This window comes from Wolbachia endosymbiont of Drosophila seguyi (assembly GCF_028981765.1).
In the GTDB taxonomy this organism is placed as follows: domain Bacteria; phylum Pseudomonadota; class Alphaproteobacteria; order Rickettsiales; family Anaplasmataceae; genus Wolbachia; species Wolbachia pipientis.
This window is the reverse complement of record NZ_JAPQLM010000034.1, coordinates 1-1,921: the sequence shown is the minus strand read 5'-3', so window position 1 is coordinate 1,921 and position 1,921 is coordinate 1. Positions and strand designations below refer to the sequence as shown.

The following is a 1,921-nucleotide window of genomic DNA, read 5'->3' as shown; positions in this document are numbered from 1 at the left end:
TAACTATAGTTAGCCTTTCATAAGTAGCGATGCAACAAAGCCATCCCAGTGTCAAGCACTGGGATGACAAGAAGAGGGCACTGCCCTCTTGGATGGAAGCCAGTGTTAGCTACTTTCATGACACCCTGACAACCGTCATCCCGCTACTTGTTAGCGGGATCTAGAGATACCGTGATGGTATGACGTAGGGGTTGCCGAGAACTTGTCATCCCAGTGCTTGACACTGGGATCCAGTTTTTCGTATAATTTTGTCAAAATCTATTGTGCTAGCAAGTTCACTAGCGTCACGCGCTGGTCTGTTAGACATTTACGTGTAGGGTGAAGAAATTTTGAAAAAGACATACCAAATATGAAAGGCCTATATATTAAAACTTACGGCTGTCAGATGAACGTTTATGACTCCGTTTTAATGGAAAATGTAATTAAACCTTTGGGGTTCAACGTTGTTAGTGATGCAGGGAAAGCCGATTTAGTGATACTGAATACTTGTCACATTAGAGAGAAGGCAGCAGAAAAACTTTACTCAGAGCTTGGGAAGATTCATTCGTTACGAAAAGAAATGACTATAGTGGTGGCTGGGTGTGTAGCGCAAGCAGAGGGAGAAGAAGTGTTCAGAAGGGCTCCTTTTGTTGATATTGTTGTTGGTCCGCAGAGTATCGCTACCTTACCGGAGCTGATAGTCAAAGCAAGCAGAAGTAAAGGTCATGTAATAAACACTGATTTTCCTGAAGTTGCAAAGTTTGATAAATTGCCAGATGAATGCTATGGCAATAGCCAGGGGTCTTCTGCGTTTCTTGCCATACAAGAGGGTTGTGATAAATTTTGTACGTTTTGTGTAGTGCCCTATACTCGTGGAGCTGAGTATTCACGGCCAGTGAATGAAATATTTCGTGAAGCATTGAAATTAGTTGCAAATGGGGCAAATGAGATCAATTTGCTTGGTCAGAACGTCAATGCTTACCATGGGGAGTGCGAAGGGGAAGTGTGGGATTTAGGAAAATTAATTAGTCATATTGCTAAAATTGAAAAGCTAGAGAGGATTCGTTATACAACTTCTCATCCAAGAGATATGCATGAATCTCTCTACTTGGCACATGCGGAAGAGCCAAAGCTCATGCCGTTTGTTCACCTGCCTGTGCAGTCTGGTTCGAATAAAATATTGCACGCGATGAACAGGAAACACACTGCAGAGGAGTATTTGGAAATAATAGACAGATTTCGCAAATTGAAACCTGAAATCGAATTTTCTTCTGATTTTATTGTTGGTTTTCCTGGAGAAACCGAAAAAGATTTTGAAGAAACTATGAAATTAGTAGAAAAAGTTAGATATGCTCAGGCTTATAGTTTTAAATACAGCCCAAGACCAGGCACACCGGGAGCGGAAAGAAAAGATCAAGTACCAGAAGAGGTTAAAACAGAGCGCCTTCTTCGTTTACAGAAATTAATTAGTAAGCAACAACTTGAGTTTAACCAGAGTATGGTAGGTAAAACTATACCTGTTCTATTTAGCGATAAAAAAGGTAAACACCAAAACCAAATTATTGGTAAAAGCCCATATATGCAATCAGTGTGCATTGATGATTCTGAAGATAAATACAGGGACAAAATAGTAAATGTGAAAGTGTTGGAAGCTCGGCAGAGTAGTTTGCTGGGGTGTGCATTTCACTGATTTTAAGCAGCGTTAAATATAAATCTTAAGCAAAGAGTATTGAAAAAATGCAATCATAATCTTTTTCAAAAGTTACAAAGTTTAATTGCTACCTCTGCTGAACGGGTACCTTAAACCTACAAATTTGAGCTTACCTATATCAATTTTTTGTACAAGATGAGTTAGTAACAACTTTATGTATAAAATTGAAGAAGAATAAAAATACAATAACGAGCATTAAATTAAATATTCCCACCTTTAAAAAACCCTCTT

1 protein-coding gene is annotated in these 1,921 nt (G+C 38.8%); it reads left to right on the top strand.

Annotated elements, in window-relative coordinates; all coding sequences use genetic code 11:
* Positions 1 to 349 precede the first annotated feature (349 nt).
* Positions 350 to 1,669, top strand: a complete 1,320-nt coding sequence (miaB, locus tag OZD62_RS00685) for a tRNA (N6-isopentenyl adenosine(37)-C2)-methylthiotransferase MiaB (RefSeq protein WP_010962578.1) — start codon at positions 350 to 352, stop codon at positions 1,667 to 1,669.
* Positions 1,670 to 1,921 lie beyond the last annotated feature (252 nt).